This window comes from Qipengyuania sphaerica (assembly GCF_019711595.1).
GTDB classification, from domain to species: Bacteria; Pseudomonadota; Alphaproteobacteria; order Sphingomonadales; family Sphingomonadaceae; genus Qipengyuania; species Qipengyuania sphaerica.
On the sequence record NZ_JAIGNR010000001.1, the window covers coordinates 1,001,733 to 1,026,591 of the forward strand.

20 protein-coding genes are annotated in these 24,859 nt (G+C 63.6%); 12 read left to right on the forward strand and 8 right to left on the reverse strand.

Annotation, left to right across the window (positions count from 1 at the left end):
* Positions 1–68: 68 nt before the first annotated feature.
* Positions 69–251: a hypothetical protein gene (locus K3178_RS04965; protein ID WP_006832439.1), complete on the reverse strand. Its 183-nt coding sequence runs from the start codon at positions 249–251 to the stop codon at positions 69–71.
* Positions 252–271: 20 nt separating this feature from the next.
* Complete coding sequence (locus K3178_RS04970; RefSeq protein ID WP_221570247.1) at positions 272–1,870, reverse strand: isocitrate lyase; 1,599 nt, start codon at positions 1,868–1,870, stop codon at positions 272–274.
* Positions 1,871–2,017: 147 nt separating this feature from the next.
* On the opposite strand from K3178_RS04970, the gene K3178_RS04975 reads away from it, so the two are divergent.
* From K3178_RS04975 to K3178_RS04995, 5 genes are all read left to right on the forward strand, one after another.
* Entirely contained in the window at positions 2,018–3,400 is a 1,383-nt protein-coding gene (locus K3178_RS04975; protein ID WP_221570248.1) for a helix-turn-helix domain-containing protein, read from the forward strand.
* 90 nt (positions 3,401–3,490) lie between these two features.
* Positions 3,491–3,787 (forward strand): hypothetical protein, encoded by a 297-nt coding sequence (locus K3178_RS04980; protein ID WP_221570249.1) that lies wholly within the window; start codon positions 3,491–3,493, stop codon positions 3,785–3,787.
* Between the two features lie 209 nt (positions 3,788–3,996).
* A complete protein-coding gene (gene prsK / locus K3178_RS04985; protein ID WP_221570250.1) occupies positions 3,997–6,105 on the forward strand; it encodes an XrtA/PEP-CTERM system histidine kinase PrsK in 2,109 nt (702 codons plus the stop codon).
* Positions 6,105–7,472 carry a PEP-CTERM-box response regulator transcription factor gene (gene prsR / locus K3178_RS04990; protein WP_221570251.1) on the forward strand — a complete coding sequence of 456 codons (1,368 nt, stop codon included), beginning with the start codon at positions 6,105–6,107 and terminating at the stop codon, positions 7,470–7,472. The genes prsK and prsR overlap by 1 nt, the downstream gene beginning before the upstream one ends.
* Positions 7,473–7,493: 21 nt before the next feature.
* The gene (locus K3178_RS04995; protein WP_221570252.1) at positions 7,494–8,495 is read left to right on the forward strand and encodes a bile acid:sodium symporter family protein; all 1,002 of its coding nucleotides are present in this window, start codon (positions 7,494–7,496) and stop codon (positions 8,493–8,495) included.
* Here the strand turns inward: K3178_RS04995 and K3178_RS05000 are convergent.
* On the reverse strand, positions 8,428–9,495 hold the full coding sequence (locus K3178_RS05000) for a DUF475 domain-containing protein (protein ID WP_221570253.1): 1,068 nt from the start codon (positions 9,493–9,495) through the stop codon (positions 8,428–8,430). The two genes, K3178_RS04995 and K3178_RS05000, sit on opposite strands and share 68 nt — an antisense overlap.
* A 15-nt stretch (positions 9,496–9,510) precedes the next feature.
* Positions 9,511–10,386 (reverse strand): 3-methyl-2-oxobutanoate hydroxymethyltransferase, encoded by an 876-nt coding sequence (panB, locus tag K3178_RS05005; protein ID WP_221570254.1) that lies wholly within the window; start codon positions 10,384–10,386, stop codon positions 9,511–9,513.
* A gap of 123 nt (positions 10,387–10,509) precedes the next feature.
* Here panB and K3178_RS05010 point away from each other — a divergent pair, with 123 nt between their 5' ends.
* Both K3178_RS05010 and K3178_RS05015 read left to right on the forward strand, forming a co-directional pair.
* Positions 10,510–11,940 carry a sodium-dependent transporter gene (locus tag K3178_RS05010; protein WP_221570255.1) on the forward strand — a complete coding sequence of 477 codons (1,431 nt, stop codon included), beginning with the start codon at positions 10,510–10,512 and terminating at the stop codon, positions 11,938–11,940.
* 102 nt (positions 11,941–12,042) lie between these two features.
* Complete coding sequence (locus K3178_RS05015; protein ID WP_221570256.1) at positions 12,043–13,620, forward strand: amino acid permease; 1,578 nt, start codon at positions 12,043–12,045, stop codon at positions 13,618–13,620.
* Between the two features lie 66 nt (positions 13,621–13,686).
* Here the strand turns inward: K3178_RS05015 and K3178_RS05020 are convergent, their stop codons facing one another.
* A complete protein-coding gene (locus K3178_RS05020; RefSeq protein WP_221570257.1) occupies positions 13,687–14,172 on the reverse strand; it encodes a pyridoxamine 5'-phosphate oxidase family protein in 486 nt (161 codons plus the stop codon).
* Positions 14,173–14,321: 149 nt separating this feature from the next.
* Here K3178_RS05020 and K3178_RS05025 point away from each other — a divergent pair, with 149 nt between their 5' ends.
* Both K3178_RS05025 and K3178_RS05030 read left to right on the forward strand, forming a co-directional pair.
* Complete coding sequence (locus K3178_RS05025; protein WP_221570258.1) at positions 14,322–15,104, forward strand: hypothetical protein; 783 nt, start codon at positions 14,322–14,324, stop codon at positions 15,102–15,104.
* On the forward strand, positions 15,101–16,678 hold the full coding sequence (locus K3178_RS05030) for a DUF6504 family protein (protein ID WP_221570259.1): 1,578 nt from the start codon (positions 15,101–15,103) through the stop codon (positions 16,676–16,678). Before K3178_RS05025 ends, K3178_RS05030 begins: the two co-directional genes overlap by 4 nt.
* Here K3178_RS05030 and K3178_RS05035 read toward each other — a convergent pair.
* The 3 genes from K3178_RS05035 to K3178_RS05045 all read right to left on the reverse strand — a co-directional run bounded on the left by K3178_RS05035 (position 16,667) and on the right by K3178_RS05045 (position 18,361).
* A complete protein-coding gene (locus K3178_RS05035) occupies positions 16,667–17,041 on the reverse strand; it encodes a hypothetical protein (protein WP_221570260.1) in 375 nt (124 codons plus the stop codon). The genes K3178_RS05030 and K3178_RS05035 overlap by 12 nt on opposite strands.
* 56 nt (positions 17,042–17,097) lie before the next feature.
* On the reverse strand, positions 17,098–17,469 hold the full coding sequence (locus K3178_RS05040; RefSeq protein ID WP_221570261.1) for a PilZ domain-containing protein: 372 nt from the start codon (positions 17,467–17,469) through the stop codon (positions 17,098–17,100).
* A gap of 160 nt (positions 17,470–17,629) precedes the next feature.
* Positions 17,630–18,361: a carbonic anhydrase gene (locus K3178_RS05045; RefSeq protein WP_221570262.1), complete on the reverse strand. Its 732-nt coding sequence runs from the start codon at positions 18,359–18,361 to the stop codon at positions 17,630–17,632.
* A gap of 258 nt (positions 18,362–18,619) precedes the next feature.
* On the opposite strand from K3178_RS05045, the gene K3178_RS05050 reads away from it, so the two are divergent.
* The 3 genes from K3178_RS05050 to K3178_RS05060 are packed head-to-tail and all read left to right on the forward strand — an operon-like array spanning position 18,620 to position 24,856.
* On the forward strand, positions 18,620–19,864 hold the full coding sequence (locus K3178_RS05050) for a putative DNA modification/repair radical SAM protein (RefSeq protein ID WP_221570263.1): 1,245 nt from the start codon (positions 18,620–18,622) through the stop codon (positions 19,862–19,864).
* Entirely contained in the window at positions 19,861–21,297 is a 1,437-nt protein-coding gene (locus K3178_RS05055; RefSeq protein WP_221570264.1) for a UdgX family uracil-DNA binding protein, read from the forward strand. The genes K3178_RS05050 and K3178_RS05055 overlap by 4 nt, the downstream gene beginning before the upstream one ends.
* 1 nt (position 21,298) lies before the next feature.
* Positions 21,299–24,856, forward strand: a complete 3,558-nt coding sequence (locus K3178_RS05060; protein WP_221570265.1) for an error-prone DNA polymerase — start codon at positions 21,299–21,301, stop codon at positions 24,854–24,856.
* The last annotated feature ends 3 nt before the right edge of the window (positions 24,857–24,859 follow it).

Genomic DNA, 24,859 nt, shown 5'->3' on the forward strand with positions numbered 1-24,859 from the left:
ACGGCTGCCGGAGTGTTGGGGCACTCCGGCAGCCGTTTCTCCTCCCCAGGAGAACTGTGAAAAGGGTATTAGCCGTCCGAGGGCACGTAGGTGCCGAGGCGGTGGTGAAGCGCGTTGATCTTCGCCAGCTCCTCGCGGTCCTCGGTCTGGCGCGCATAGCTGGTCAGCGCAGTGCGCAGCAGGCGGAAATCGGCGGTCGAGAACAGGGCGCGTGCGCGGCCCGGCTCGGTCTTCGGAGTGTCTTCGGTCATCGTAGTCATCCTTCCTCTCCTTACGCGGCTGCGAACTGGTTCATGGTGTTGTCCTTGCCGCCGGCCTTGAGAGCCGCTTCGCCGGCGAAGTATTCCTTGTGGTCATCGCCGATGTCGCTGCCGGCCATGTTCTGGTGCTTCACACAAGCGATACCCTGGCGAATTTCCTCGCGCTGGACGTTCTTGACGTAGCCGAGCATCCCGGCATCCCCGAAGTATTCGCGGGCGAGGTTGTCGGTGCTGAGCGCAGCCGTGTGATAGGTCGGCAGTGTGATCAGGTGGTGGAAGATGCCCGCCTCGCGCGCCGCGTCCTTCTGGAAGGTGCGGATACGCTCGTCGGCCTCTGCCGCCAGATCGGTGCCGTCATAGTCAATGCTCATCAGCTTGGCGCGGTCGTAGGCCGACACGTCCTTGCCGTCCGCTTCCCAGGCGTCGAATACCTGCTGGCGGAAGTTGAGCGTCCAGTTGAAGCTGGGCGAGTTGTTGTAGACCAGCTTGGCATTGGGGATCACCTCGCGGATGCGGTTCACCATGCCGCCGATCTGGCCGATGTGCGGCTTCTCGGTCTCGATCCAGAGCAGGTCGGCGCCGTTCTGGAGCGCGGTGATGCAATCGAGCACACAGCGGTCCTCGCCCGTTCCGGCGCGGAACTGGTAGAGATTGCTCGGCAGGCGCTTGGGCGCCAGCAGCTTGCCGTCGCGGCTGATGAAGACCTGGCCGTTCTTGATGTCGGCAGGGTCCACCTCGTCGCAATCGAGGAAGGCGTTGTACTGGTCGCCGAGGTCGCCCGGCTCCTTCGAGAAGGCGATCTGCTTGGTCAGCCCGGCGCCGAGGCTGTCGGTGCGCGCAACGATGATGCCGTCGGGAACGCCCAGTTCGAGGAAGGCATAGCGGATCGCGCGGATCTTCTGGAGGAAGTCCTCGTGCGGAACGGTAACCTTGCCGTCCTGGTGGCCGCACTGCTTTTCGTCAGACACCTGGTTCTCGATCTGGAGCGCACAGGCGCCGGCTTCGATCATCTTCTTGGCGAGCAGGTAGGTCGCCTCGGCATTGCCGAAACCTGCATCGATATCGGCGATGATCGGCACGACATGCGTCTGGTGCTCGTCGATTTCCTTGAGCAGGCGGTGCGTGTTGACGGCATCGCCCTTGGCCTTGGCCTCGTCGAGCTCGCGGAACATGCCGCCGAGTTCGCGGGCGTCGGCCTGCTTGAGGAAGGTGTAGAGTTCCTCGATCAGCGCCGGGACGCTCGTCTTTTCGTGCATCGACTGGTCGGGAAGGGGGCCAAACTCGCTGCGCAGCGCGGCGACCATCCAGCCCGAGAGGTAAAGGTAACGGCGCTTGGTGCTGCCGAAATGCTTCTTGATCGAGATCATCTTCTGCTGCGCGATGAACCCGTGCCAGCAGCCGAGCGACTGGGTGTAGTTCGCCGGATCGGCGTCATAGGCTTCCATGTCCTCGCGCATGATCTTCGCGGTGTAGCGCGCAATGTCGAGGCCGGTGGGGAAGCGGTTCTGGACCGCCATGCGGGCAGCGCTGGCAGCATCGATGGCAGCCCAGCTGTCGCCGTTCTGGGCGATGGTCTCGTTCATCTGCGCGATGTGGCTCTGGTAGGTCATGGCGTATTCTCCTGTCCGGTGTGGCGTGTGCCTTGCGATGAGTAATGCGCTCCGGAAGCCGATTCGGGCAGGGAAATTTACAAAATATCTTGTCTGATCACGCCCTTTTGGCGTAACCAACGTGTAAACCTGTAAAGGAATTTACAAATGTCGGACGATGCCATCCGCGCAGGGCCGGCCATCAGGCGCCTCAGGAAGCGCGAGAACCTCACGCAGGCGGCGATGGCTTCGCGGCTGTCGATCTCTCCCAGCTACCTCAACCTGATCGAGCGCAACCAGCGTCCCGTTAGCGCCCGGGTTGTGATGGGGCTGGTCGAACAGTTCGACTTTGACCCGCGCAGCATCCGCGAGGACGAAGCGATCGGCGGGCTCGACGGACTTGCCCGTCGCTTTGCCGACGAGCGCTTTGCTGACCTGTCCATCGACCGCGAGGAACTGGACGAATTCCTCGCCACTGCCCCGCAGGCTGCCGCGGCATTTGCAAGGCTCTACGACAACGCCGGGCCCGGTGCAGCAGTCGCCGATGACCCGCTCGAGGCCTCGCGCCGCGAGATCGAGCGTTGGCGCAACCACTTTGCCGACCTCGATACGGCGGCCGAGGAACTGGCCGACGAGATGCGCCTATCGCGCGGCGATATCGGTCTTGCCCTGACCGAACGCCTTCGCGAGCGACACCAGCTTTCGGTCCGCTCGCTGCCACGCGAAGTCCTGCCCGACAGCCTGAGCCGTCTCGACCTCCATGCACGGCAGGTGCAGCTCTCCGAAATGCTTGGGCCTGCCTCGCGCAATTTCCAGCTCGCGCTGAAAATCGCGCAGCTGGAAAAGGCGGACGAGATCATGGCCATCGCACAGGGCGCCCGCTTCGATGACGAAGCCGCGCGCGCCTTGTTCAAACGCCATCTCGACGGCTATTTCGCTGCCGCGCTCCTGATGCCCTACAGCCGGTTCCTGCGTGCCTGCGAGGCGACCGGATACGATTTGCCTGTGCTGGAACGGCGGTTCGCGGTCAGTTTCGAACAGCTTGCGCACCGGTTGACCACGCTCCAGCGTGTCGGCCAGCGCGGCCTTCCCTTCTTCATGGTCCGGCTCGACCGGGCGGGGCAATTCTCAAAAAGTTTCATGGGTGCGAGCACGGCGCGCTTCGCCGGTGAGGACGTATCGTGCCCGCTCTGGGACGCACACCGCGCATTCGAGCGTGGCGGGGACCTCGTCACCCAATATGTCAGCCTCGACGATGCAGGCGAGGGACAGGGCGGCTGGCTCACCATGATGCGCAGCGTCGAGGGCAGCGGAGCGCCGGGAGAGGCTCGTTTCGTCGTGGCGGTGGGTATCGAGGCGGTGCTTGCCACCGAGCTGGCACAGGCACGCGGACTATCCCTGAGGCCGAACGACGCACAACCCATCGGACCTGGCTGTTCGCGCTGCTACCGCGAGGGCTGCGCACAGCGGTCCCTTCCCCCGCGGGGGCGCAAGTTGCACTTCGATCGGATGCGCCGCGGAACCTCGCCTTTCGAGTTCGGAACGCGATAATTCGCCGTCGTTAACCCTCTTTCTGCGGAACCGCCCGCCATCGTGCCGCGTTTTCGCCACATTCAAGGGTTCAGCGTAAGGAATTATCCCATGACCGAAGAACGTATCACCGAAACGACCGATAGCGCGGGCAATACGCACACCACACATACTGTTGTCTCCGACACCGGTACCCAGCGTAGCGGCGGCACCTCCTGGGGCCTGATCCTCATCCTCCTCGTCCTCGCGATCGGCGCATTCGTGATCTTTTCGCAGATGAGCGGGGCGGAAGTCGCCAAGGACAATGCCGTTGCCGATGCCGCAAACCAGGTCGGCGAAGCTGCCGGACAGGTTGGCGATGCCGCGCAGAATGCAGGCGAAGCGGTCGAGGAATCGGTTTCGGAATAAACCGGAGCCTCCATTCGCAACTGTCAGGAATGGCGACGCTTTCCCTCGGGATGGCGTCGCCTTCTTGGTTTATATGGTGTAAAATTTACCGACAATTCACCATTTCGCGCGTAATCCCGCAGCTTCAGGCAACCACACGAGTTGGCAGGGATGATCGGGGCACTTTTACTGGTTCGGCTGGCTAGCCGTCATGGGCGGGACCGCGGCTGATGGAGTGGGCCGGCTCGCTATCCTATATCTTTTACACGATCGGCGCGATCGTCAGCGCCTGCGCGGCCGTCTGGATCCTGCGTAGCGGTGACGAAAACCGCTCGGATCGCTGGGCCGGTATCGTTGCGCTCGCGCTTTCCGCAAACTGGTGTTTTGCCGCCGCAAGCTTCGATTATGGCCAGCCCATCGTGGGCATGACCGAAGTGGCCAGCAACCTTGCGTGGATTTTCGTCCTTTTCCGCCTCTTTGCCAATGACGGTCGCGACGAGAGCCTGCGTATCGTACGCCCTGCGGCCGCCTCGCTGGCCTTCGTCGAATGTCTCCAGCTCGTATTGCTCGTTATCGGGCAGCGGTTCGCCTTGTCGCCCGACCTGGCCGAACTGGTCGTGGAGACCTCGGCCATTTTCCGGGTCATGGTCTCGATCGGTGCGCTGGTCCTGCTGCACAACCTCTATGTCGGTGCCTCGCAATCCTCGCGCCGCATCCTGCGCTGGAACGCGGCTGCGCTTGCGGGGCTATGGGCATTCTCGCTCAACTTCTACACTATCGCATACCTCGCAGGTGACTATGCGAACGAGCTGGTCGCGCTGCGCGGACTTGCCGGTGCGATTATCGCTGTTCCCTTCGCGCTGGGGTTCAACAAGAGCGCGGCCGGGCTGACATTCAGCCCCTCGCGTGCAGTCACTTTCCAGATGCTCTCGCTGCTGGTCATCGGCGGCTATCTCATCGTGATGCTGGGCCTTGCGAACTGGCTCGATGTCCTTTCGGGCAGCGGGGCGCGGTTGACGCAGGTCGGGCTGGTGATTGCCGCTGGCGCGCTGGCACTGATCTGGCTGCCGTCGGACAAGCTGCGCGGCTGGCTGCGGGTGACCGCGATCAAGCATCTCTTCAAGCACCGTTACGACTATCGCAACGAGTGGATCCGCTTCACCCACACGATCGGACGCGGCACGGTCGAAGAGGCGAGCCTGCAGGAACGCGCCATCAAGGCGCTGGCCGACATTACCGACAGTCCGCGCGGCATCCTGCTTCTGGCGGACAATGAGGGGCACCTCGAATTCGGCGGACACTGGCGCTGGCCGCAGCTGGTCGTGCCGAGCGATCCCGTGCCGGGGCGTCTCGCCGCGATATTCGAACGCGAAGGGCTGATCCTCGATTTCGACGAGGCGCGCGCCGGTATCGAACACCACGGGGAGATCGACCTCGTTCCCGACTGGCTTATGGAAGAGCCGCGCGCATGGGCGGCAGTACCGCTGCTCCATTTCGACCGGCTGATCGGCGTCATCGTGCTTGCCCGTCCGCAGGTGAAGCGCAAGCTAGACTGGGAGGATTTCGACCTTCTCGGTATCGTCGGCCAGCAGCTGGCGAGCTATCTTGCCGAGCAGGCGGGACAGGAAGCGTTGTCGGAAGCGGCACGCTTCGAGGAATTCAACCGCCGGATGGCCTTCGTGATGCACGACATCAAGAACCTCTCCAGCCAGATGTCGCTGTTGCTCAAGAATGCCGAGAAGCACGTCGACAAGCCCGAATTCCGCAAGGACATGCTGGTCACGCTGCGCAACTCTGCCGACAAGCTCAACACCATGCTCGCTCGCCTCGGGCGTTATGGCACCGGCAATCAGGAAGAGTCGCAGCCTTTCGAGCTTTCGGCCCGCGTCCGCGCCACGGTCGAACGCTTTGCGCGCACCAGCAAGGTCGTGCTGATCAGCAGCGAACCGATGCAGGTGCAGGGACAGGGCGATGCTTTCGAGCAGGCGCTTTCGCACATCATCCAGAATGCGGTCGATGCGGGCGACAAGGACAGCGCGGTGATGCTCGAGACCTATAGCGACGGACTTTCGGGCGTGGTGCAGGTGGTCGACAGCGGCACCGGCATGAGCGCGAATTTCCTGCGCACAGGCCTGTTCAAACCTTTCGTTTCGTCCAAGCAGGGCGGCTTCGGCATCGGCGCTTACGAAGCGCGCGAAATGATCCGCGGCATGGGCGGCCGGCTCGACGTGGAATCGCGCGAAGGCCTCGGCACGCGCTTCACCATTACCCTGCCGCTCAAGTCGGCCGACGATATCCTCAAATCAGCCCGCCGTGCGGCACACAAGGAGCATGCCTGATGGCTTCGAGCAAACCCAAGCTGCTGATCATCGAGGACGACGAGGGCCTGCAGGCGCAGCTCAAATGGGCCTATGAGGATTACGACATCGTGATTGCGGGCAATCGCGACCAGGCGCTTGCCGCCATGCGCGCGGACGAGCCTGCCGTGGTGACGCTCGATCTCGGCCTGCCGCCCGATCCCGACGGGACGAGCGAGGGCTTTGCCGTGCTCGATGCGATCATGCAGATGAAGCCCGACACCAAGGTGATCGTTGCATCGGGCCACGGCGCGCGCGAGAGTGCCTTGAAGGCTATCGAGCGCGGGGCTTACGACTTCTACCAGAAGCCGGTCGATATCGAGCAACTGGGACTGATCGTCGAACGCGCATTCCAGCTCAGCGCGATCGAGGGCGAGAACCGCCGTCTCGCGGACAAGGTCGGCGAGGACCAGACGGTGCTCGGCACGATGATCACTGCCGCGCCCGAAATGGCCAAGGTCGCCCGCACCATCGAGCGTGTCGCGCCGACCAATGTCTCGGTCATGCTGCTGGGGGCAAGCGGGACGGGCAAGGAACTCCTCGCCAAGGGCCTGCACGAGGCGAGCGATCGCGCCCACGGCGCCTTCATCGCGATCAACTGCGCCGCGATCCCCGAAAACCTGCTCGAAAGCGAGCTGTTCGGACACGAAAAGGGCGCATTCACCGGCGCGGTGAAGACCACCGAGGGCAAGATCGAACTGGCCGACGGGGGTACGCTGTTCCTCGACGAGGTGGGCGACATCCCGCTGCCCTTGCAGGTCAAGCTGCTGCGCTTCCTGCAGGAGCGGGTGATCGAGCGCATCGGCGGCCGCAAGCCGATTTCGGTCGACACGCGCATCGTGTGCGCCACCCACCAGGACCTCGAGGCCATGATCGGCGAGGGGACCTTCCGCGAAGACCTCTTCTATCGTCTCGCCGAAGTGGTGGTGAAGATCCCCACGCTTTCCGAACGTCCTGGCGACAGCGTGTTGCTGGCCAAGCATTTCCTCGCCCAGTTCGCGCGCGAGATGAACCCGCGGGTCAAGGGCTTCGCGCCCGATGCGCTGGCGGCGATCGACGCGTGGAGCTGGCCGGGAAATGTCCGCGAGCTCGAAAACCGGGTAAAGCGCGCGGTCATCATGGCCGATGGCAAGCTGGTGGGGGCAGACGATCTCGACCTTGGCGAAGGGGTCGAGGAAGAGGAGATGGCGCTGAACTTGAAACAGGCGCGCGAGGCAGCCGACCGGCGCATGATCCGGCAGGCTATGGCGCGCAGCCAGGGCAATATCTCGATGACCGCCAAGCTGCTCGGCATCAGCAGGCCGACGCTTTACGACCTGCTCAAGCAATACGATTTGCAGCCCGGCTAAGCCACGCTAGGGGTGCAGGGAATGGCGCTCCGCACGATCCTCGCCGACCCGATGCTGCGCCTGCTGGTGGCGGCTGTGGTGGTCGCCAATTTCCTGCCCGTTCCGTCTTCCAGAGCGGGCGACGCGCAAAGTGTCGCCAATGTCGGTATCTTCATCCTCTTCCTGCTCAACGGGATGCGTGTATCACGCGGCGAAATCGGGCGAGGGCTGCTAAACTGGCGCTTTATCCTGCCGCTGACGCTGTGGGTGTTCGGCGCGATGGCGCTAGCGGGGCTGGGGCTGTGCAGGCTGGTGGCGTTCGGCCTCCCGGCGCTCGTCGCCACGGGCTTTCTGTACCTCGGCGTGCTCCCATCCACCGTCCAGTCGGCAACGTCCTACACCACGCTCGCCAACGGCAATGTTGGGCTGTCGGTCATTTCGGCAGCGCTTCTCAACATACTCGGCGTCTTCGTTTCGGTACCGATTTTCCTCCTCCTCGGCGGGACGGGCGAAGGCACGGTGGGCATGGAAACCATCGAGCGGATTGCGCTCATCCTGCTGCTTCCCTTCGTCCTCGGGCAGTTGGTGCAGGGCTGGACCGGAGGTTGGGTCGAGCGGCACAAATCGCGCGTCATGTGGGTCGACCGGCTGGTGATCGCTCTTGCTGTCTATGTCGCCTTTTCCGGTGCGGTCGAGCAGCGGCTTGGCGGCAAGCTCGATCTGATCGGATGGGCTATGCTGGTTGTCGGGGTCATGCTTTTCCTGCTCATTTCCAACGCCGGGGCCTGGGTCACCGGCAAGGCGCTTCGCTTGCCGGACCGCGACCGCATCGCCTTCCTCTTCGCCGGATCACAAAAGAGTGCGGCCGTCGGCGTCCCGCTCGCCACCATCCTCTTTCCGCCCGAGCAAGCAGGTTTCATCGTCCTGCCGCTGCTGCTCTACCACTTCTTTCAGCTGGTGCTGGCCGCGCCATTGGCTAGCCGGCTGTCGTCACCGCATCTTCGGGATGACGACGGTTGTGCCGCACCGACCACCAGAAACTGAGGCCGATCAGTACTGCACCAATCAGGCCGGTGATCGTTTCGGGAATGTGCCAGCGTGCCGAAAGCAGCATGATGATGCCCAGCACGATAATGGCCCAGAATGCACCGTGTTCTAGATAGCGATACTGCGCCAGCGTTCCGGTCCGTACGAGGTGGATGGTCATCGAACGTACGAACATCGCCCCGACCGAAAGGCCGATTGCGATGATCACCATGTTGTTCGACAGGGCAAAGGCACCGATCACGCCGTCGAAACTGAAGCTGGCGTCGAGCACTTCGAGGTAGAGAAACCCGCCGAGGCCGGATTTCACGATCTCTCCGGCCGCCTTCTTGCGCGCCTCTCGCGCTTCGATGATGGCCGCGATCGCGTGGACTGCGATGAAAGTCACCAAGCCGAGGATCGCAGCTGTGAGGAAGGTAATCGCATCTTCGGGCGAAAGCAGGGTCGACACGAAATAGACGAGGCCGAGCACCAGCCCGATCTCGACGGCAGGGACGTTCGAAAACTTGTTGATCGTGCGTTCGAGCACCGCGATCCAGTGCACTTCCTTATCTTCCTCGAAGAAGAAGGTGAGGCCCACCATGGCGAGGAAGGCGCCGCCGAAACCGGCAATACCGATATGCGCGCCCGACACGATGCGTTCGTATTCCTCGGGATTGTTGAGCGACAGCGATACCGCCTCGAACGGCCCTACCTGCGCAGCGATCGACACGATGGCTATGGGAAACAGGATCCGCATGCCGAAGACAGCGATCAGGATCCCGATGGTCAGGAAACGCTGCTGCCAGACCGGGTCCATGTCGCGCAGTACGGTGGCATTGACCACGGCATTGTCGAAACTGAGCGAGACTTCGAGGATCGACAGGACGATCACGATCCACAAGATGCCGAGCGTGGCGGTTATCGAGCCGGTGCTGGCCCAGCCATACCAGGCGGCAAGGCCGAAGCAGACTGCGGTGAAGACGAGCGAAAAGGTGTAATATTTACGGAGCGTTTCCATCTATGCGGCTTTCGCTCAGCCCTTCTTGGGCTGGTAGGTCTGGTCTGCTGTGGGGAAGCTGCGCGCGCGCACTTCCTCGGCGTATTGCGCCACGGTCTTTTCGATGACCTCGGCGATATTTTCGTATTTCTTCACGAAGCGCGGCACGCGTTCGAACATGCCGAGCATGTCCTCGGTAACCAGCACCTGCCCGTCGCATTGTGCCGAAGCGCCGATACCGATGGTGGGGCAGGAAACCGCCTTCGTTGCCTCGATTGCAATGGGTTCGAGCACCCCTTCGAGCACGATGGCGAATGCGCCTGCTTCGTCCAATGCCTTGGCGTCGCCGACGATTTTTTCGGCCTCTGCATCATCACGACCCCGCGCCATGTAGCCCCCGAGCACATTGACCGCCTGCGGGGTCAGCCCGACATGTCCCATTACCGGAATGCCTCGCTGGTTGAGGAAAGCGACCGTCTCGGCCATTTGCTCGCCGCCTTCCAGCTTCACTGCCGCTGCGCCGCTTTCCTTGAGCAGGCGCGAGGCGCTTTCGAAGGCCTGTTCCTTCGACCCCTCGTAGGAACCGAAGGGCATATCGACCACGACCACCGAGTGATAGCTCCCGCGCACCACCGCAGCAGCATGGTTTGCCATCATGTCGAGCGTGACTGGGATAGTGGAGGGAAGGCCATAAATCACCTGCCCCAGCGAATCCCCGACCAGCAGGATATCGCAATGCGCGTCGAGCAACTGCGCCTGCCGCGCGGTATAGGCCGTCAGCATCACCAGCGGTTCCTTGGTCTCGCCGTCGGCTTTGTGAGCGCGGATTTTGGGCACAGTCAGCCGCTTCATCGGCTGGGGAGTCGGATTGGCTCTGCTGGTGCTCGTATCGAGCTGGAAGGTCGTTGACATTGCGCTGCCCTAGCAACTGCGGTGAAGAAGGCAAAGCAACGCTTGGACAGCCGCAGGTTTCCATGCTTTAAGCGCGCGCAATCGCGGTGGAACATCGCACGGACGGAGAGGGAATACACGACAATGGTCGCTGCCGGAAAAACAACGGGCGAGGGCTGGTCCTCGCGCTCAGCATTTATCCTTGCTGCGGTGGGCGCAGCGGTCGGTCTCGGAAATATCTGGCGTTTTCCGACGCTTGCGGGCGAAAGCGGAGGCGGGGCCTTCGTTATCTTCTACATTGCATGCGTTTTCCTGCTTGGCCTGCCGCTGGTTCTCTCCGAAATCTTCATCGGCCGCGTGGGCCAGACTGACGCGGTCGGCTCGATCCGCAAGGTGGCGCAGGATTCGAACGCCTCGCCCAGCTGGTCGATTTTCGGAGGCATCGGCGCAATTGCGGCATTCCTGATCGTTTCCTTCTACTCGGTCGTTGCGGGCTGGGTGCTTTACTACGCCGGTGTAATGGGCTGGGACTTGCTGCAGGCCATCCTTGCTGGCGACCCGTTCCGCGGTGCTCTGGCGGGCGAGGACCAGACGCAGATCCAGCAGCGGCTCGGCGACATGTTTGCATCTCCCGGTCTGCTTCTCGCGATGCATTTCGCCTTCATGGGCGGCACGCTTTACATCGTCGCGCGTGGTGTGAGCTCGGGTATCGAGAAGGCCGCGACCTATCTCATGCCCGCTTTCTTTGTGCTGTTGCTCGGCCTCGTAATCTTTGGCGCGATCGAAGGTGAGATCGGCGATGCAGTCGCATTCCTGTTCACGCCCGACTGGTCGAAGCTGACGCCGCAAGTGATGAACTCGGCACTTGGACAGGCGCTGTTCTCGCTCTCGCTGGGTGTGGCCGGCCTGATCACCTACGGATCTTACATCAAGGAGAAATCCAATCTCGGCGGGACGGCGGCGATGATTGCCGTGGCCGATACCAGCGTTGCCTTGCTCGCCGGCCTGATGATCTTCCCTATTGTCTTCGCAGTCGGCCTCGACCCGGCAGCGGGCCCGACGCTGGTATTCCAGACGCTGCCTTTCGCATTCCAGACCATGCCGGGCGGCGCGCTGTTCGGATTCCTGTTCTTCCTGCTGATCCTGGTGGCGGCAATCACCAGCTCGATTTCGCTGCTCGAAGTGCCGACCGCGTGGGGCATCGGCGAACGCGGTTGGAGCCGTCCGAAATCGGCGCTCGTCTTCGGCATCGGCGCCTTCCTTATCGGTATCCTTTGCCTGCTTGGATACAACGTGTTGTCGGACGTGCGCCCGCTAGGCTTCTGGTCGCTGTTCGAAAACACCGATATCCTCGACACGATAGATGGCTTCACCGGCAAGGTGATGTTGCCGCTGGGCGCGCTGATGACCTCGCTCTTCATCGGCTGGAAAGCAGACAAGACCTTGCTGCGGACAGTTACTGGCATCTCGCCGTTGGCTTTCGGAGTGTGGCGCTTCCTGATTGCCTGGCTGTGCCCGATTGCGGTTACCATCATCCTCGTGACCGGCCTGTTTCCGAGCATTCTCGGGGCCTGACGAATCCCGCTTTCCCGGTCGGAAAATCGCGACTAAATAGCGCTTTCCGGCTGGCGGAGCGGGCCTTTCCCGCGGCGGGCCTGGGGAGGCAATCCGCCTTATATGATTCTCGACAGAGTGAAGCCGCTCGACGCCATCCTGGCGGCGGCGCAAAGGAAGTCGCTGCACCGTTCGCTCGGCGCGCTGCAGCTCATGTTGTTCGGCATCGGCTGCATCATCGGCACGGGTATTTTCGTGCTGACCGCCGCAGGTGCACAGAAGGCAGGGCCCGGCCTGATGCTGGCCTTCGTCATTGCCGGGGCGGTCTGTATCGTCGCGGCGCTGTGCTATGCGGAGATCGCTTCGATGATACCCGTGGCGGGTTCGGCATATACCTACAGCTATGCGACCGTTGGCGAATTGCTTGCCTGGACCGTCGGCTGGGCGCTGATTCTCGAATATGCCATCGCTGCCTCGGCGGTTTCGGTCGGATGGTCGGGCTATTTCAGCGGTACGATCCTCAACGAGTTTCTAGCCATCCAGTTGCCGCAATGGCTTTCCGCCGGACCCCTTGCACTGGGCGGAGAGGCGGGCGGCCTAATCAATCTGGCTGCGCTGCTCATTGCCCTGCTCGTGACCTGGCTGCTGATGATCGGCACCAGTGAAAGCGCCAAGGTCAATGCCGTCCTCGTCGCGATCAAGGTCACCGCCTTGACGGCCTTCCTCGGCCTTACTCTGACCAGCGCCTATTTCGATCCGGACAAGTTCAATCCCTTCCTGCCGGCCGGTGTGTTCGGTGGTTTCGGAACGGGTGTGGGTGCGGTTGGAGCGGCGGCGACGATCTTCTTCGCCTATGTCGGGTTCGATGCGGTCTCCACGGCGGCGGAGGAGACCAAGAACCCGCAGCGTAACGTGCCGATCGGCCTCGTGGGATCGCTGGTGTTCTGCACGGTGTTTTACATCCTCGTCGCGGCAGGAGCCATCGGGACCATCGGTGGACAGCCGATCATGGGTCCGGGCGGCATTCCCTTCCCGGCGGGGTCGGAAGAACTCGCGCTGCAATGTGCGCTTCCCCAGCATGCCGATGCGCTTGTCTGTTCGAACGAAGCACTGGCGCATGTACTGCGCCAGATCGGCTTTTCGGGGATTGGCAACATGCTGGGCATTGCGGCCTTCCTCGCCTTGCCTTCGGTAATCCTCGTCCTGCTTTTTGCCCAGACGCGTATCTTTTTCGTGATGAGCCGAGACGGACTGCTTCCCGAAGGCCTGTCGAAGGTGCATCCTCGCTGGAAGACGCCGCATGTCGTTACCGCCATCACCGGCCTGATCGTTGCCATCGGTGCGGCATTCTTCCCCGTGGGGCAGCTGGCCGACATCGCGAATGCGGGCACGCTCTATGCCTTCCTGATGGTCGCGGTGGCGGTAATGGTCCTGCGGCGGACGTCGCCCGATCGTCAGCGCGATTTCCGCACGCCGATGCTCTGGCTGGTGGGGCCCGCGACCGTTGTCGGCTGCGCTTTCCTGTTTCTCAACCTGCCGAGCGAGGCGATGCTGGTCCTGCCGGTCTGGTCGGTAATCGGGTTGGTGATTTATTTTGCTTACAGCCGGCGCAACAGCCGCCTCGGTCGCGGGATCGTCGAAGTGGTCGACGATGTCGCAGGCGAGGAAACGATGGTGCCGATCCACCCGCCTCGCCAATAGACAGTAAAAAGGGCCGCCCGGTGAAGGGCGGCCCTTTGCGACTTTGTTATTGTTCTTGGGTCGGACTTAGATGTCGACCGATTCCACGTGGCGTTCTTCCGCCTCGTCGTGAACATTCATGCCGAGTGCCATCTTGGCCGTATTGAGGAGGCCAAGGTCGCCGCTCCAGATCTCGGCTTCGCCGAGGTCCATGCGCAGGAAGAGGATGTCGGGATCGTCCTTGCCCCCATCGTACCAAGCCTCGACGAAGTTGTTCCAGAACTGGTCGAAGCGCTCCTGGCTGGTCTCGACCGAGAGCGTGCCGTCGAATCGCGCGAACATGTCATGGTCCTTGCCGGCAAAGCTTGCCTTTACCTTGCCGAGCTGGGCGAAGGTCGAGTTCTTCTGGGTAAAGAACCAGATCGAGCTGTTGGCGTCCTTGTCGAGCTGGGCGGTCATCGGGACCGAAGTGTCCGACTGACCGTCGAGTTCGAGAAAGAGAAAGGGCGAGTCGTCGAGCGCGAGCCAGAATTTCTTCTTGAGCGCGTCGGGATTGCCGTCTGAGTATTTCATGGTGGGGCCCTTTTCGTGATTTGGTTTGTCTATTGAACCAATTGTGCACCGCTTGTGTTCCGTCTCACGCGTCGGAGCGGGGCTGTGAAAGGATGAATTGCGAATCCCGCCAGAATGGAACATAATAGGAACACACGAGTCGTTCTCCTATGTCCCAGCCTGACCTTGCCTCCCTGCCGACCACGGCCTTCGAAGACGTTGCCACGCTGGCGGCGCGGCGCAGTGCGCGTTGGCGTCCCGGTCTCGCGTCCCAACAGGGCAAGGCGCTGCACAGCGAAATCTTCGCCTCCTCGCGCGAAGCGGCAGGGGCAGGCGCCACGCTCGCCCTGGCGCTCGACGACTGGCGCAACGTGCCCCGGGGCGAGGGGGAGGAAGCGGATGACCGCCGCGCCGTTTTGTGGGTGCAGACGCGCGATGCGGCAAGGCTGGGCGGGCGGCCCTATCGCGCTGGCCTGCCGAAAGATCTGCAGGCGCGGGTCATACATGTGCTGGCTCAAAAGGCGGAGGATGCGCTCTTCGCGATGGAAGAAGGCTTGCGCTGCCGCGACCTTGCCTTCGTTATCGGAGAGGTCGCGGGCAATCCCAAGGCGCTCGATTTCACCGCCTCGCGAAGGCTGACGCTGACCGCGCAGAAGCACGGCGTGCCGCTGTTCCTTCTGCGCGTGGATGCGGGCCGCGACCTGTCCTCGGCCCGGATGCGATGGGAAATCACCTCGGCCCCGTCCAACGCGCCCGAATGGAACGCGCAGGCTCCCGGCGATCCGGCATGGAAGGCGGAACTCTTCCGCGCCCGCAGCCATGCACCGGGGGAGTGGATACTCGGCGAAACCGCGCAAGGACTGGTCGCAAACAAGACGCGCGAGGATACCGATCGCGCGGTGGTGAACTGGACAGCGGGGCTGCAGCATCGCCGCACGCCCCGCCGCGCATGAATGCTCCTGCGGCGGGCCTGCCATCTCCCCGGACCCGCCGTATCCTTTCCATCTGGCTACCAGCCATGGCGATGGACCGCTGGCGGCAGGGCGCATCCGAGCGGCGCGAACTCGACGACAAGCCGCTCGTCCTGATCGCCGATACCGCGCACGGCCCGCGCATCGAGGCGGCCAATCGCGCCGGTGCCGCCGCCGGGGCGAGGGCGGGGATGATGCTCGCCGATGCGCGGACGCTGTGTCCGGAAATCATCACCGCCCCCTCGGACCCGGCAGGCGACCTCGCCTTCCTTGAAAAGCTCGCCGTCTGGGCGATGCGCTGGGGGCCATGGTCGGCGATGGACGCGCCCGACGGACTGCTGGTGGACGTGACCGCCGTCCCGCATCTCTTCGGCGGCGAGGAGGGGCTGCTGGCCGATGTCGCCTCGGCCTTCGCCAGGCGCGAACTTGCCATGCGCTGCGCCATTGCGCCGACGGCGGGCGCGGCCTGGGCATTGTCGCATTACGCGGCGCCGGGCACGATCCTGCGCGGCGAGGAGGATGCCGAGACGCGGCTCGGGGAACTTCCCGTGGCGGCACTCCGGCTCGACCAGGACGTGATCACCGTGCTGCGCCGCCTCGGCCTCAAGAAGCTGGGCGAACTCACCACCATTGGCCGCGATGCGATCCAGCGGCGCTTCCGCAACCGCAAGTCGCCTGCCGCCAACCCGCTCATCCGATTGGACCAGATACTCGGCCGCGTGCCCGAGCCGCTGCTGCCGGTGGCCCCGCAGCAGATGCCGCTCGTCCAGCGCCGCCTGATGGAGCCCATCCGCCACCGCCAGTTGCTCGATCAGGTGGTCGCCGACCTTGCAGAGGACATGGCGCGCGAGCTGGAAGGCAGGGGCGAGGGCGCGCGCAGGCTCGAGCTTGGCCTGTGGCGCGTCGATGGCGAGGTGACGGTGCGCCGCCTCGAACTCGCCGCTGCCACCCGCGAGGCGGCCCATATCGTGCGGCTGTTCGCGGCCAAGCTCGACGATATCGATGCAGGGTTCGGGATCGAGATGCTCCGCCTGCGCGCCAGCTGGGCCGAACCGCTCGCGCTCGACCAGGCCGATATCGAGGCGGCGGCAGAGAACCACGGCATCGCGCTGTCCGCGCTGGTCGATCGGCTGACCGTGCGCCTTGGTCCAGAGGCGGTCAGCCGCCCGGTCCCTTTCGCCAGCCACATCCCCGAACGCGCCCAGCGCTGGCACAAGCCGCTCGAGCCCGAACCAGCGAGCCAGGGCCAGCTCGCCTTCCACAAGCGGCCGCTGAAGCTGCTCGATCGCGCGGAGAGAATCGCCGTGCTCTATGCCACGCCCGACGGCTATCCGCAGCGGTTCCGCTGGCGCGGCGAGGTGCACGAGGTGGCGCGCGTCGAGGGCCCCGAACGCATCGCGCCCGAATGGTGGCGCGAGCGCGGGGCGACGCGTCTACGCGACTATTACCGGATCGAGGACCAGCGCGGGCGGCGCTACTGGGTCTACCGGCTCGGCATCGTGGGAGACGGACGCGGCGGGGCGCCCGACTGGTATCTGCAGGGATTATGCGCCTGAATCGGCGGCCGGCGCGTTCGCCTCGGGATCGATCTCGCGCATTTCTTCCTCGGTCAGCGGCTTTTCGTCCACGCCTTCAATCTCGGAAATCTGCGGGGTAAGCGCGCTGGACTTGCAGACCTTGTAATAGGCCTCGCCGCGCCGCTCGCGCACGCTTTCGACCGTCGTCGCTGCAACGCGCGACTGCTCGAGCGCGCCGGGCGAGTTGTTGAACGGGGGAACCAGCACGACCGGCGAAACACAACGCTCACGTGCATTGATCATCTCTGCCTGGACGGCCTCTTTATATTCGGCGTGATCCTGCGCCAGTACGGCAGCAGGCAGGGTAACAAGCGCCAGTCCGGCAGCAGCTGCAGTCTTCATGAGATGGACCTCCGCTATCGCCCTTGGCGCGCGGCAGGTGTCACAAAGCTGAACGCTCAGCTGTCGCGCGAGACGAGCGAGGCGCGGCGACCGCGTGAAGCGACCGGGATATTGCCGAAATTGGCCACCGGGCCGGCCTGGGTTTGCACGATCTCGCAGGTCTGCTCGACGACTGCGAAAGGGATGGGACGTTCGAACACGATGCCGCAACTGTTCTCGTTTACCCAAACGATCTTGCCGAAGAATTCGTAATCCCCCCAGGCGAGAAGGCCGGAAACGCCCTCTTGTGGCGGATTGCCGGTTTCGAACCGCGCGCCAGCTTCCGAAAGGTCGGACAAACGCCCTTCGCGATCGCCGCCCAGCATTTTCAGTTTGGCAGGGCAATCCACAGTATAGCGCTGGACGGTTCGGCGCTCGTCCTGATTCATAGTCGGCAATTTCTGGAATAGCGCCACGCAAGCATCCTCTGTCTGTCTGCCTGCTGTGCCATCAGGTGGTTAACCTGCCGCTGCAACTCAGGGTTTACGGTGCATTAGGAAAGGACTCCGGGACGGCCGGTCACCGACCCGAAGCCATTTGTCAGTTTATTCAGTTGCCCGGAGCCACGAGCAGGCGCGACCCGAGGGGCTGGAGCGAACGGGCCGAGGGGCCGAGTTTCTCGGTCATCAGCGCGATCTGCTCGGCACTGGCTGTCATCGGTGTATCGGCGACGTGCCAGTTCACGCCCTCGCTGCAAGGCGGGGTGGTGAGCGATCCCATGTAACGGAACACGTCGAGATCTTCGGGGACCATGTCGTCGATATCGAACTGGACGGCAGTACCCTTGCCGGCAGTCACACCACGCGCGATTTCGGTCAGGGCGGGGTTGGCAGTGCCTTCCTCGAACATCACGCCGAGAACGCCGAGTTCACCGGCATCGGTCGCATGGACGAAGTGGGCAACGAGCGGATAGCGCTTGCCCGAGATGGCATGCTCGGATGGCGTATGGAAATGGACCTGGATCAGGTTGAATTCCTTGCCGCCGGAATTCATTCCGAAGCCCTCGGCGAAATCGACCTGAACTTTCTCGGTGCCGAGCGCGATCGTGCCGCTGTTGACGCCGAAATTGGTGGTCAGTTCGACATCGCCGCGCGCATTGGGGGTGCCGAGGTCGATGGGCGACTGGTTCAGGCCCGCATCGCACAGTGCATAGGCCGCATTCACGGTCGACCAGCGTTCAGGCGAGGTGCCGTCACCGAAATTCCAGTCCTTCTCGTGATGGTCTGCTGCGGCAGGTGCTGCGAGCAGTGCGAGAGGGGCGAGGTAAGCGAAAGACTTCATGTTCAACTCCAACCGTCAGCATGGCGGCTGTGCACCAACAATCGGCACGACCCACGCATGCTGCGTGATCCTTGCCCGCGGTGTCGTTTGGAAATGACGGGCCGCGGACGACGATACGTCCGACATCACGAATGCGCTTGAGCATCCGCCAGAGGGGCCCGGTCCGTGGCCTAATTACGCTGCAGGAGAACGAGGGTTCCCTACGCGCCTTTACCTTTTGATATTGGCGAATCCTGCGTGGGAACGTATAGAGAACAAATGGCGCAGCAGACTATCCTCCAGAAGCTCGAGATTCTCGCCGATGCGGCGAAATACGATGCTTCCTGCGCGTCGTCCGGAACGGCGAAGAAGAACAGCCTTGGGGGCAAGGGTATCGGCTCGACCGAGGGGATGGGCATCTGCCACGCCTATGCGCCCGATGGCCGCTGCATCTCGCTGCTGAAAATCCTGCTGACCAACCACTGCGTGTTCGACTGCCATTACTGCGTCAACCGCAAGAGTTCGAACGTGGCCCGCGCGCGGTTTACCCCGCAAGAGGTGGTCGACCTCACGCTCGCCTTCTACCGGCGCAATTATATCGAGGGGCTGTTCCTCTCCTCTGGCATCGTGAAGAACTCGAACCACACGATGGAGCAGATCGTCGAGGTCGCGCGCATCCTGCGCGAGGAGCATGATTTTCGCGGCTATATCCACCTGAAGACCATCCCCGAGGCCGATCCGGAAATCGTCCACCAGGCGGGGCTCTACGCCGACCGTGTCTCGATCAATGTCGAACTGCCGACCGATAGCGGCCTCACCCGCCTCGCGCCCGACAAGGATGCGCGGCAAATCGAAGGCGCGATGGGCAAGGTGAAGTCCGACCTTGTAGAGGCGAAGGATGCGAGGAAGCGGTTCAAGCATGCCCCGCGTTTCGCTCCTGCCGGCCAGTCGACCCAAATGATCGTCGGTGCCGATGCTGCCACCGATGCCGATATCGTGGGCAAGGCGAGCCGGCTCTACGACAATTTCCGCCTCCGCCGCGTCTACTACAGCGCCTTTTCTCCCATCCCGGATGCCAGCGCCGTGCTGCCATTGAAGCGCCCGCCCTTGATCCGCGAACACCGGCTCTACCAGTCGGACTGGCTGATGCGTTTCTATGGTTACAAGCCTGCAGACGTGATGCAGGCGACCGAGGCGGACGGGAATTTGCCGCTCGATATCGACCCGAAGCTGGCCTGGGCATTGAAGTTTCGCGAAGCTTTCCCCGTCGATGTGAACCGCGCGAGCAAGGAGCAATTGTTGCGTGTGCCGGGGCTGGGCGTAAAGGCGGTAGGCAAGATCCTGGCGAGCCGTCGCCACCGCAATCTGCGGCTCGACGATGTGGCGCTGCTCACCCAGTCGATTACCAAGGTGCGGCCCTTCATCTGCACTGTCGACTGGCGACCCATTACGCTGACCGACCGCGCCGATTTGCGCAGCCTGCTCGCGCCGAAGTCCGAGCAGTTGGAGCTGTTTGCGGCATGACTGCGCTCCAGCACGTCAAGCTCGGCACCTATTACGTGGTGCACTTGCCGGAAGCCGACGACTTCGACTTCTGGCGCGAGCGGGCGCGCGCGCTCGCCCAGTGCGATGTCCCTCCCGACCGGATTGCCTGGGTCGAACCTGGCGGGAGCGGGGACCTCTTTGCGCATGGCGAGCGGCGCATGCCGGTTCCGCCGATGGATGCGAAGCCAGTGCGCGCCAACCGGCGCTTCGTGAGTCTGGCGAAGAACGCCATCCTCCATTCCGATCCCGAGCGCTTTGCGCTGCTCTACCGCCTTCTCTGGCGGCTCCAGTCCAATCCGCGGATGATGGAAGACAAGGCCGACCTCGATGTTCGCCGGGTGGAGGAACTGGACAAGAACGTCCGGCGCGACAGCCACAAGATGCACGCTTTCGTCCGCTTCCGGCTGGTGGAAAGCGAGGATGAGGAGGTGGGCGAGCACTATGTCGCCTGGTTTGAGCCCGAGCATCACATCCTGCGCGCCAATGCCGGGTTCTTCATGCGGCGCTTTGCGAACATGCGCTGGTCGATCCTGACCCCGCGCGGGAGCCTGCACTGGGACACGAAGACCATGTCCGAAGGCCCGCCCGCGCAGCGCAGCGATGCGCCCGGCGGCGATCCGATGGAGGACCTCTGGCGCAAGTATTACGCCTCGATCTTCAATCCCGCGCGATTGAAGATCGGCGCGATGCTGAAGGAGATGCCGAAGAAATACTGGAAGAATATGCCCGAGGCCGCGCTCATTCCCGATTTGATCGCAGGCGCGCAGGGGCGCGAGGCGAAGATGGTCGAAAAAGGCGCGCTGGAATTCGAAGAGCGGCCCGATACGCTCAGCGCGATCGACAAGGCGATCCACGCCTGCCGCAAATGCCCCATCGGCCAGCTCGATAACCATGCTGTGATGGGCGAGGGGCCGCAGGATGCCGCGCTGATGATCGTCGGCGAACAGCCCGGCGACCAGGAGGATCAGGTCGGTCGCCCCTTCGTGGGGCCTGCCGGGCAGTTGCTCGACGCGCATCTGGAGAAGGTCGGCATCGATCGGCGCGCGGCCTATGTCACCAATGCGGTGAAGCATTTCAAATATGTCCAGCGCGGGAAACGCCGCCTGCACCAGAACCCGGGCGCGAAGGAAATCGACACCTGCCGCTGGTGGATCGAGAGCGAACGCGCCATCGTGAAGCCCAAGCTGGTGCTAGCCATGGGCGCGAGCGCGGCGCGCGGCATGCTCGGCAAGACGGTGAGCATTTCGAATGTTCGCGGTGCGCCCATTCCGCTGGAAGACGGCAGCGAACTCTGGGTCACGGCGCACCCCTCCTACCTCCTGCGCCTCGATGGCCCCGCGCGCGAAGAACAGGCGCGGCTGTTCGATGCCGATTTGGCTGCGGTGAGGGAACGGCTGGAGGAACTCTCGTGACATGCCCGAGAACGACCTCCAGATACCCAAGCGCACCATCGAGCTCGATCCCGATGGTATAGACGCGCCACCCCGCGCCCCTTTTGTCGAACTCGGCCTCGCCTCCTGCTTCAGCTTCCTGCGCGGGGCGAGCGACGCGGTGGACCTCGTGCTGCAGGCCCGCGCACTCGGCTACGATGCGATCGGTATCGCCGATGCCAACACCATGGCCGGCGTGGTGCGCGTGCATACCGAGGCGACGACGCTCAAGCTGAAGCCCTGCATCGGCTGCCGGATCGAGACGGTCGAAGGGCTGGCCTTCCTCGCCTATCCCAAAAACCGCAAGGCCTATGGGCGGTTGTGCCGCCTGATTTCGGCAGGCCGGATGCGCACACTTTCGGGTGAGTGGCAGGAGAAGGGCGAGTGCGACATCAGCCTCGCCATGCTGGCGGCGCATAGCGCGGGCGTGCAGCTGATCCTGGTCCCGCCGCGCGACCTGGACGAGCGCTTTACCATCGAGGTCGAGAGCAATGTCGTCCCGTTTCGCGGCACGGATGGCGAAGGTGTGGAGCAAGCCGGGCGCGTGCAGTTCACCGGGGCCTTTGCCGAAATCCTTCCGCACCTCGCGGCGCAACTCCCCACGCTCCGCCATATCGCCGCCGCCTTCCTCTACACCGACAGCGATGTCGCGCGGATCGAGCGGCTCGACACGCTGGCAAAGGCGAACGGCCTCTCCATCCTCGCCACCAACGACGTGCATTACGCCACTCCCGACAAACGCCCGCTGCAGGACGTGATGACCGCGATCCGTCACAAGACCTCCGTGGCGCGTGCTGGCCACCTGCTCCACGGCAATGCCGAACGTTATCTCAAGCCGCCCGAAACCATGTGCCGCCTGTTCGAGCGTTGGCCGCATGCCATTTCCGCTGCGCGCGAGGTGGCCGATGCCTGCAAGTTCAGCCTCGACGAGCTGAAATACGAATACCCGGAAGAACTCTATCCCGGCGGCGCCGAACCGCAGGAGTATCTCGAAAGCGAGACCTGGAAGGGGGCGGACTGGCGCTACCCCGCAGGTACTCCAGACAGTGTCGCCGAAACCCTACACAAGGAACTGGCGCTGATCGGCAAGATGGACCTTGCGCGCTATTTCCTGACTATCAAGGACATCGTCGATTTCGCGCGCAACAAGGTCGATCCGCCGATCCTGTGCCAGGGGCGCGGCAGCGCGGCCAATTCAGCCGTCTGCTATTGCCTCGGCATCACCAATGTCGACCCGGCGCAGCACCAGCTGCTGTTCGACCGTTTCATCTCCGAAGACCGCAAGGAGCCGCCCGATATCGACGTCGATTTCGAGCACGAGCGGCGCGAGGAGGTGATCCAGTATCTCTACCGCAAATACGGCCGCCACCGCGCGGGGCTATGCGCCACGGTGATCCACTACCGCCCCCGTATGGCGATCCGCGAGGTGGGCAAGGCGATGGGGCTGACCGAGGACGTCACGGCAGCGCTTGCGAAAACAGTGTGGGGCGGGTGGGGCCGCGAGATCAGCGAGCGCCACGCCGCCGAAACGGGTATGGACGTCACCGATCCGCACCTGAGGCGTATTCTCAAGCTGACCGAGCAAATGATTGGTATGCCGCGCCATTTGTCGCAGCATGTGGGTGGCTTCATCCTCACCGAAGGCGCGCTCACCGAGACGGTGCCGGTGGGCAATGGCGCCATGCCCGATCGCAGTTTCATCGAGTGGGACAAGGACGATATCGAGGCATTGGGCATCCTCAAGGTCGATGTGCTGGCGCTTGGCATGTTGACCTGCATCCGCAAATGTCTCGACCTGCTGGACGAGCATCACGGTCGCACGCTCACGCTCGCCAGCGTCCCGCGCGAGGATCCGGAAACCTATGCCATGCTGCGCAGCGGGGATTCGCTGGGCGTGTTCCAGGTCGAAAGCCGCGCGCAGATGAACATGCTACCCCGCCTGCGCCCGCGCCAGTTCTACGACCTCGTCATCCAGGTCGCCATCGTGCGCCCCGGCCCGATCCAGGGCGACATGGTGCATCCCTATCTCAAGCGCCGCCGCGGGGCGGAACCGGTGGTCATCCCCGCACCAAGCCCGCAGCATGGCCCGCCTGATGAACTTTCCAGCATTCTCGAGCGCACGCTGGGCGTGCCGATCTTCCAGGAGCAGGCGATGAAGATCGCGCTCGATGCGGCCAAGTTCAGTTCCAAGGAGGCGAACCGGCTGCGCAAGGCGATGGCCACCTTCCGCAGCCGCGGCATGGTCGATGAACTGCAGGACATGATGGTCGAGCGCATGGTTCACCGCGGCTACGACCGCGATTTCAGCCAGCGCTGCTTCAACCAGATCCGCGGCTTCGGCGAATACGGCTTTCCCGAGAGCCACGCGGCCAGCTTCGCCCACCTCGTCTATGTGTCGAGCTGGCTCAAATGCCATTTTCCCGCCGCCTTCGGCTGCGCGCTGCTCAATTCGCAGCCGATGGGCTTTTACGCGCCCGCCCAGATCGTGCGCGATGCGGCCGAGCACGGGGTGCGCGTGCTGCCCGCCGATGTGAACCTGTCAGGGTGGGACTGCACGCTGGAGGAAACGGGCGAGGGTGGGGCAATCGAAGGCGACAGCGGCCGTCTCGACAAGCACATCGCCCTGCGCCTCGGCCTGCGCCAGATCGATGGGCTGCCCGAGGCAGTCGCCGCGCAATTGCTGGCCGAGCGCGAGGCAAACGGACCCTATGAGGACGTGCGCGCGCTGCGGGACCGGGCGCGGATCGGGCCGGCGCATGCCGAACGGCTCGCCAGCGCCGATGCTTTCGGGTCGATGGGTCTCACACGAAGGCAGGCCTTGTGGGATGCGCGCAGCCTTGTCGGCGGCCCCGACCTGCCGCTGTTCGCCGCCGCTGCCGCGCGCGACGAGGGGGCGGAAAAGCACGTTACACACCTGCCGCAGATGCCGCTCTCGGAGGAAGTTGTCGCCGATTACCAGACCACACGCCTCAGCCTGAAGGCACATCCCATGGCCTTCCTGCGCGCCAGCCTTGCCGAGCGCGGTTTCGTGCGCGCCTGCGACCTGCGCGAGCGGAAGTTTCGCAGCATGGTCCATGTCGCGGGCGTGGTGCTGATCCGCCAGCGCCCCGGCAGCGCCAAAGGCGTGTGCTTCATCACGCTGGAGGACGAGACCGGCGTCATAAACCTCGTCGTCTGGCCCGACCTCAAGGAAAAGCAGCGCCGCGTCGTCATGGGTTCGCGGCTGATGGAGGTGCGTGGGCGTGTCGAATATGACGACGAGGTGATCCATGTGATCGCGCAGCACATGACCGATGCGACGGCGCAGTTGCACAAGCTCTCCGACGAAATGCTCAACGCCCCGCTCGCGCGCGCGGATCATGTCAGCAGCCCCCTGCCTGACAAGTTCAATCCGCGCGACAATCTGCGCGAGGGCAAGGACGATCCCTACCAGCCCGTCGAGCCATGGCAGGAACCGCCGCCGAACAATCGCGAATGCGGATGGCACCAGGGGCATCCGCGCGACGTGCGTATCATCCCGAAATCGCGCGACTTCCACTGACAC

Excerpts from the sequence above, each read along its gene's own strand:
- K3178_RS05050 (WP_221570263.1), top strand. The coding sequence starts at position 18,620 with ATGGCGCAGCAGACTATCCTCCAGAAGCTCGAGATTCTCGCCGATGCG.
- prsR (WP_221570251.1), top strand. The coding sequence starts at position 6,105 with ATGGCTTCGAGCAAACCCAAGCTGCTGATCATCGAGGACGACGAGGGC.
- K3178_RS04965 (WP_006832439.1), bottom strand. The coding sequence starts at position 251 with ATGACCGAAGACACTCCGAAGACCGAGCCGGGCCGCGCACGCGCCCTG.
- prsK (WP_221570250.1), top strand. The coding sequence starts at position 3,997 with ATGGAGTGGGCCGGCTCGCTATCCTATATCTTTTACACGATCGGCGCG.
- K3178_RS04995 (WP_221570252.1), top strand. The coding sequence starts at position 7,494 with ATGGCGCTCCGCACGATCCTCGCCGACCCGATGCTGCGCCTGCTGGTG.
- K3178_RS05010 (WP_221570255.1), top strand. The coding sequence starts at position 10,510 with ATGGTCGCTGCCGGAAAAACAACGGGCGAGGGCTGGTCCTCGCGCTCA.
- K3178_RS05020 (WP_221570257.1), bottom strand. The coding sequence starts at position 14,172 with ATGAAATACTCAGACGGCAATCCCGACGCGCTCAAGAAGAAATTCTGG.
- K3178_RS05015 (WP_221570256.1), top strand. The coding sequence starts at position 12,043 with ATGATTCTCGACAGAGTGAAGCCGCTCGACGCCATCCTGGCGGCGGCG.
- K3178_RS05030 (WP_221570259.1), top strand. The coding sequence starts at position 15,101 with ATGAATGCTCCTGCGGCGGGCCTGCCATCTCCCCGGACCCGCCGTATC.
- K3178_RS05025 (WP_221570258.1), top strand. The coding sequence starts at position 14,322 with ATGTCCCAGCCTGACCTTGCCTCCCTGCCGACCACGGCCTTCGAAGAC.
- K3178_RS04970 (WP_221570247.1), bottom strand. The coding sequence starts at position 1,870 with ATGACCTACCAGAGCCACATCGCGCAGATGAACGAGACCATCGCCCAG.
- K3178_RS05045 (WP_221570262.1), bottom strand. The coding sequence starts at position 18,361 with ATGAAGTCTTTCGCTTACCTCGCCCCTCTCGCACTGCTCGCAGCACCT.
- K3178_RS05055 (WP_221570264.1), top strand. The coding sequence starts at position 19,861 with ATGACTGCGCTCCAGCACGTCAAGCTCGGCACCTATTACGTGGTGCAC.
- K3178_RS04975 (WP_221570248.1), top strand. The coding sequence starts at position 2,018 with ATGTCGGACGATGCCATCCGCGCAGGGCCGGCCATCAGGCGCCTCAGG.
- K3178_RS05000 (WP_221570253.1), bottom strand. The coding sequence starts at position 9,495 with ATGGAAACGCTCCGTAAATATTACACCTTTTCGCTCGTCTTCACCGCA.
- panB (WP_221570254.1), bottom strand. The coding sequence starts at position 10,386 with ATGTCAACGACCTTCCAGCTCGATACGAGCACCAGCAGAGCCAATCCG.
- K3178_RS05040 (WP_221570261.1), bottom strand. The coding sequence starts at position 17,469 with ATGAATCAGGACGAGCGCCGAACCGTCCAGCGCTATACTGTGGATTGC.
- K3178_RS04980 (WP_221570249.1), top strand. The coding sequence starts at position 3,491 with ATGACCGAAGAACGTATCACCGAAACGACCGATAGCGCGGGCAATACG.
- K3178_RS05035 (WP_221570260.1), bottom strand. The coding sequence starts at position 17,041 with ATGAAGACTGCAGCTGCTGCCGGACTGGCGCTTGTTACCCTGCCTGCT.
- K3178_RS05060 (WP_221570265.1), top strand. The coding sequence starts at position 21,299 with ATGCCCGAGAACGACCTCCAGATACCCAAGCGCACCATCGAGCTCGAT.